This is a genomic window from Lentibacillus sp., assembly GCF_035301925.1.
Lineage (GTDB): Bacteria > Bacillota > Bacilli > Bacillales > Amphibacillaceae > Lentibacillus.
The window spans coordinates 1-5,198 of record NZ_DATGTI010000124.1; the positions used below are offsets into that span (position 1 = coordinate 1).

General features: G+C 41.9%; 8 protein-coding genes and 1 pseudogene. All 9 read left to right on the top strand.

Annotated elements, in window-relative coordinates; all coding sequences use genetic code 11:
- A pseudogene (locus VK080_RS10605) lies at window positions 1–519 on the top strand (signal recognition particle protein); the annotation flags it as partial.
- 185 nt (window positions 520–704) lie between these two features.
- A complete protein-coding gene (gene rpsP, locus VK080_RS10610) occupies window positions 705–977 on the top strand; it encodes a 30S ribosomal protein S16 (protein ID WP_324224745.1) in 273 nt (90 codons plus the stop codon).
- Between the two features lie 15 nt (window positions 978–992).
- Window positions 993–1,220, top strand: a complete 228-nt coding sequence (locus tag VK080_RS10615) for a KH domain-containing protein (protein ID WP_324224746.1) — start codon at window positions 993–995, stop codon at window positions 1,218–1,220.
- Window positions 1,221–1,299: 79 nt separating this feature from the next.
- Complete coding sequence (locus tag VK080_RS10620; protein ID WP_324224747.1) at window positions 1,300–1,689, top strand: YlqD family protein; 390 nt, start codon at window positions 1,300–1,302, stop codon at window positions 1,687–1,689.
- An 11-nt stretch (window positions 1,690–1,700) separates the two neighbouring features.
- Window positions 1,701–2,213 (top strand): ribosome maturation factor RimM, encoded by a 513-nt coding sequence (gene rimM, locus VK080_RS10625; RefSeq protein ID WP_324224748.1) that lies wholly within the window; start codon window positions 1,701–1,703, stop codon window positions 2,211–2,213.
- On the top strand, window positions 2,213–2,935 hold the full coding sequence (gene trmD, locus VK080_RS10630) for a tRNA (guanosine(37)-N1)-methyltransferase TrmD (RefSeq protein ID WP_324224751.1): 723 nt from the start codon (window positions 2,213–2,215) through the stop codon (window positions 2,933–2,935). Before rimM ends, trmD begins: the two co-directional genes overlap by 1 nt.
- A 124-nt stretch (window positions 2,936–3,059) precedes the next feature.
- Window positions 3,060–3,404: a 50S ribosomal protein L19 gene (rplS, locus tag VK080_RS10635; protein ID WP_324224752.1), complete on the top strand. Its 345-nt coding sequence runs from the start codon at window positions 3,060–3,062 to the stop codon at window positions 3,402–3,404.
- A 149-nt stretch (window positions 3,405–3,553) separates the two neighbouring features.
- Window positions 3,554–4,114 carry a signal peptidase I gene (gene lepB / locus VK080_RS10640; RefSeq protein WP_324224749.1) on the top strand — a complete coding sequence of 187 codons (561 nt, stop codon included), beginning with the start codon at window positions 3,554–3,556 and terminating at the stop codon, window positions 4,112–4,114.
- 11 nt (window positions 4,115–4,125) lie between these two features.
- On the top strand, window positions 4,126–4,980 hold the full coding sequence (gene ylqF, locus VK080_RS10645) for a ribosome biogenesis GTPase YlqF (RefSeq protein WP_324224750.1): 855 nt from the start codon (window positions 4,126–4,128) through the stop codon (window positions 4,978–4,980).
- The last annotated feature ends 218 nt before the right edge of the window (window positions 4,981–5,198 follow it).

The following is a 5,198-nucleotide window of genomic DNA, read 5'->3' on the forward strand; positions in this document are numbered from 1 at the left end:
ATGGGCGAAAAACTGGATCAGCTGGAACCGTTCCACCCGGAAGGTATGGCATCACGGATCCTTGGCATGGGTGACGTTTTAAGCTTGATTGAAAAAGCGGAAACCAATGTCAATGAAAAGCAGGCAAAAGAGCTCCAGGAAAAAATGCGTACGATGTCATTCACGTTTGATGACTTTCTGGAGCAAATGGGCCAGGTGAAAAAAATGGGCCCGCTGGAAGATCTGATGAATATGATTCCAGGTGCCAATAAAATGAAAGGTTTGAAAAATGCGCAAATTGATGAAAAGCAACTGGTGCATGTGGAGGCAATCATCCAGTCGATGACGAAGGATGAACGCCAGGACCCAAGTCTTATGAACGCCAGCCGAAAAAAACGGATTGCCAAAGGTTCCGGAACATCCGTATCACAGGTGAACCGATTATTGAAACAATTTAACGAAATGAAGAAAATGATGAAACAAATGACCAACATGCAAAAAGGCAAAAAAGGCAAAAGCATGAACCTGCCTTTCATGTGAATAAGAAAAATCAGAACTTCTCTCGTTTTTTGGCGGCAAGATGCAAGAACCCAGACTTGAAGAAACCGTTGAAATAGCCGACTTCGATAAAACATCCCATGGTCTGTAATGGAAAAACACTTTACAGACTTTGAACAATCTGTTAAAATCTAAAACTGTGATATAAAAGCATTGGAGGTGACATCATGGCAGTTAAAATCCGTATGAAACGTATGGGGTCAAAACGTAATCCATTTTATCGTATTGTTGTGGCTGATTCCCGCTCACCAAGAAATGGACGTTTTATTGAACAAATTGGAACATATAATCCTGTTGTGAGTCCGATCGAAGTTAAAATTAATGAAGAAAAAGCATTGGATTGGATGACAAAAGGTGCTAAACCAAGTGATACAGTCCGTAATCTTTTCTCAAAACAAGGCATCATGAAAAAATTTCACGAACAGAAAAATTTATCGTAAAGTAGTGTGATAATCATGAAAGCCCTGATTGAAACGATTGTGACGCCATTGGTTGATTACCCGGATGACATTGTTATAACGGAAAATGAAGAGGATGAAAAAATCGTCTATCATCTGACTGTCAACGAAAACGATGTCGGCAAGGTGATCGGAAAAAATGGACGAATTGCCAAAGCGATTCGTACGGTTGTCTATGCGGCCAAAAATGATAAAAATAAACGTATTTATTTGGATATTATGTAAAGGGAGAGGTGACACCTTTCCCTTTTTACAAATGGATTGATCTCTGTACCAAAATTGTTATAGAGAGTGGGAAACCGTCATGCAAATCATTAAAAAGGTTCTGATCAAACAGATTGTCACAGAGAAAAGCAAGGAAAAGTTACGGAATAGTTTTCACAATCATAAAATGCGGCTTGAACAAGAGTGTCAACAATTAAGGTTTGAACAGCGCAAACTGGAGAATAAGCGGAGTATGTCAAAGCAGGAAGTGTCTCATCGGTTTCAGCAGGAAATTAAGAATCGTAAGGAAAAAATCAAGCTGATTGATTTTAAGATTGAACAATTGGATATTCTGGAAATCGGCAGTGAAATTACAGAAAAAGAAGTTGAGGCTCTTGTTGAGGTCAAAGAAGGTTCGCATTGGAATGACATTATGAATGATGCAGCGATTATCATAAAAGATGGTGTGGTTGTCCGTATTGATGAATAGCAGGTGATGACATGACAAAGATGTTCAACGTTGGCAAAATCGTAAATACACACGGTATTAAAGGTGAAGTTAAAGTACAGCGCATGACGGATTTTGATGACCGGTTTGATATCGGCAATAAGTTGATCCTGCAGAAGGAAAACGGCCAGGCGCTTGAATTGGAGATTGACGGTCACCGGATTCATAAAGGTTTTGACCTTATCCATTTTAAAGATTTTAACAATATTAATGATGTTGAACATTTTAAAGGGCATGATTTAAAAATCCGGGAAGATCAACTGACCGAACTGGATGAAAATGAATTTTATTATCACGAAATCATTGGCTGTGCTGTTTATTTGACAAACGGCGAAAAACTGGGCGTCATCAAAGAAATCCTGGCACCAGGCGCTAATGATGTATGGGTCGTTCAGCAGGAAAAAGGGAAGGATGTACTTGTTCCTTATATTGAAGATGTTGTGAAAGAGGTTGATGTGGCTGCACAAACCGTGATCATCGAACCAATGGAAGGACTGCTTGATTGATGCATATCGATATTTTGACGTTATTTCCGGAAATGATCGAAGGCGTTTTTAATGCCTCCATTTTACAAAAGGCACAGGAAAAAGAAAAATTCAGTTACAACCTGGTGAATTTCCGTGATTATTCTAAGAATAAGCATATGAAAGTGGATGATTATCCATATGGCGGCGGTGCCGGCATGGTCCTGACACCGCAGCCGGTTTTTGATGCAGTGGATGATGTCACAAAGACGAAACATACGTCTCCACGGGTGATTTTAATGTGTCCCCAAGGTGACCCGTACAACCAGAAAAAAGCAGAGGAATTGTCTAAAGAGGATCATCTTGTGTTCATTTGCGGCCATTATGAAGGCTATGATGAGCGGATTCGGGAATACCTTGTGAATGATGAAATATCAATCGGTGATTATGTGCTGACCGGTGGCGAACTTGGTGCGATGGTCGTGATTGACAGTGTTGTCAGGCTGCTGCCTGGTGTACTCGGGAATGAGGCATCTGCATCAGAAGATTCCTTTTCCAGCGGACTTCTGGAACATCCGCACTACACACGGCCTGCTGATTTTCGTGGCATGAAAGTCCCGGATGTACTATTATCAGGTGATCATGCGAAGGTTGCTGAATGGCGCAGAAAAGAGTCACTCAAACGGACATATGAGCGACGCCGCGATTTGCTTGAAGAACAGGTCCTATCGGAAAATGATAAGAAAATGTTAGGCAAAAAATAGTATTGAACTCACTGTTATGTTATGATATATTTATCACTGTGCTTAAGTAGGTACTTGAGTCGAAAACGATGTTCCGCTGTCCCGTAGTGTGATAAGAGCATTGGTTTGGAAGGAGTGAACCATGATGCAACATATTATTGATGAAGTGACAAAAGACCAGCTTCGTACGGATCATCCTGATTTCCGCCCAGGTGACACTGTTAAAGTGCACGTTAAGGTTGTTGAAGGAAGCCGTGAACGTATCCAAGTGTTTGAAGGTGTTGTTATCAAACGGCAAGGCGGCGGAATCAGTGAAACATTTACCGTAAGAAAAATTTCTTATGGTGTTGGCATTGAGCGTACATTCCCGCTGCATTCGCCACGTATTGCGAAAATCGAAGTTACCCGCCGTGGTTCTGTTCGCCGCGCGAAACTTTACTATCTTCGTAATCTGCGCGGAAAAGCGGCACGCATCAAAGAACGTCGCTAATCCGTCAATTGAAATGGTTATTGGAAAGGGGCTTGTTAGATTCATGCAAGCTCCTTTTTACTTTCAATATTTTTCAATACAGCATGATATAATAATATTATAATGACTAGATAGGCAATACATATATTGTTGCAGGCGGTGGGGAATATATGGAAAAAGTGAAAAGTGAATGGTTCGACTGGATAAAGGCTTTATTGATAGCATTTGGTTTATTTTTTATCATCAGGACGTTCTTTTTTGCACCGATTGTTGTAGATGGGCCGTCGATGATGCCGACCTTGCAGGACGGAGATCAAATGATTGTTAATAAATTCGTTTATCAAATACAGGAGCCTGAGCGTTTTGATATTATTGTGTTTCATGCATCTGATCGAAAAGATTTTATTAAGCGGATTATTGGTTTGCCGGGCGAACATGTAGCAGTGGAAGACGATACGTTATATATCGATGGTGAAAAAGTTGAAGAGCCCTTTCTGCAGGAACGCAAAGAAAAGATGCCTTCATACCAGCCATTAACTGGTGATTTTCAACTGGAAAACCTTCCTGGCGGATATGAAACAGTTCCTGAAGGTCATGTGCTGGTTCTGGGTGATAACCGGAACAACTCAACCGACAGCCGTATACTTGGCGTGGTTTCAATGGACCAGATTGTCGGAAAAACCAGTCTGATCTATTGGCCGCTGGACCGGATACAGACAATACATGATTAGGATGATTTACAATGGCGATACAATGGTTTCCCGGACATATGGCAAAAGCAAAACGCGAAGTGGAAGAAAAACTGAAATTGACTGATTTTGTTATGGAACTCGTTGATGCTCGAGCTCCGCTGTCCTCCCAAAATCCAATGTTTCAGGATGTTTTGCAGGAAAAACCGAAGATGATTGTCATGATGAAAAAAGATCTTGCAGACAGCAGCATAACCGAAAAATGGCTGTCATATTTTAATGATGAAGGCATACCGGCCATTGCCATTGATGTCAATAACCAATCCGATCTTAAACGTGCTGTGCAAACAGCTAAAGAGCTTGGACAGGCAAAAATGGACAAACTTAGGGAAAAAGGTGTTAACCCACGGCCTGCACGTGCCATGATTATCGGTATTCCAAACGTTGGCAAATCCACATTAATCAATCGTCTGGCCGGCAAGAAAATTGCCCAAATCGGTGATAAACCAGGTGTGACCAAAACACAGCAATGGATTAAAGTGAAGAATGATTTTGAGCTGCTTGATACACCTGGAATACTATGGCCGAAGTTTGAGGATGAACTGGTTGGTTATCGGCTGGCAGCTGTCGGTACGATTAAAGACCAGCTGCTGCCGCTGGATGATGTTGTTGCCTTTGTCATTCAGTATATGCAGGAACATTATCCGGAACAATTGAACGAACGTTATTCGATTGATCGTGACATGGATGACATGTGGGAGATTTTTGTGTCAATTGGCAAGCAGCGCGGTGCACTGGAAAGCGGCGGAAACGTCAATTTTGATAAAGTGGCCGATCTGTTCATCCGTGATCTGCGGACAGGGAAACTAGGTGACATCACACTTGAGACACCGCCCGACAAAGCATAATTTTACTTTGTTGGACGTGTCTCTTTTGTTTATGTTCTTTTCGGATAGGTTGTTTTTTTCCACTAATTGGCATAAAATGCGACGTAAGTGCTATGTTGATTTCCGTTCCGGCCAGTCGCTTTCCGCGGGCAACGCTTCAGCCTCCTCGGAAGAAAAGCACTTCCTGCGGGGTCTTCAGCTGTTGCTTTTCCCGCAGGAGTCGACTGGCCTCCACTCCA

Bases quoted from the DNA above. Each gene is read 5' to 3' on its own strand.
- rpsP (WP_324224745.1), top strand. From the start codon at position 705: ATGGCAGTTAAAATCCGTATGAAACGTATGGGGTCAAAACGTAATCCA.
- VK080_RS10615 (WP_324224746.1), top strand. From the start codon at position 993: ATGAAAGCCCTGATTGAAACGATTGTGACGCCATTGGTTGATTACCCG.
- VK080_RS10620 (WP_324224747.1), top strand. From the start codon at position 1,300: ATGCAAATCATTAAAAAGGTTCTGATCAAACAGATTGTCACAGAGAAA.
- rimM (WP_324224748.1), top strand. From the start codon at position 1,701: ATGACAAAGATGTTCAACGTTGGCAAAATCGTAAATACACACGGTATT.
- trmD (WP_324224751.1), top strand. From the start codon at position 2,213: ATGCATATCGATATTTTGACGTTATTTCCGGAAATGATCGAAGGCGTT.
- rplS (WP_324224752.1), top strand. From the start codon at position 3,060: ATGCAACATATTATTGATGAAGTGACAAAAGACCAGCTTCGTACGGAT.
- lepB (WP_324224749.1), top strand. From the start codon at position 3,554: ATGGAAAAAGTGAAAAGTGAATGGTTCGACTGGATAAAGGCTTTATTG.
- ylqF (WP_324224750.1), top strand. From the start codon at position 4,126: ATGGCGATACAATGGTTTCCCGGACATATGGCAAAAGCAAAACGCGAA.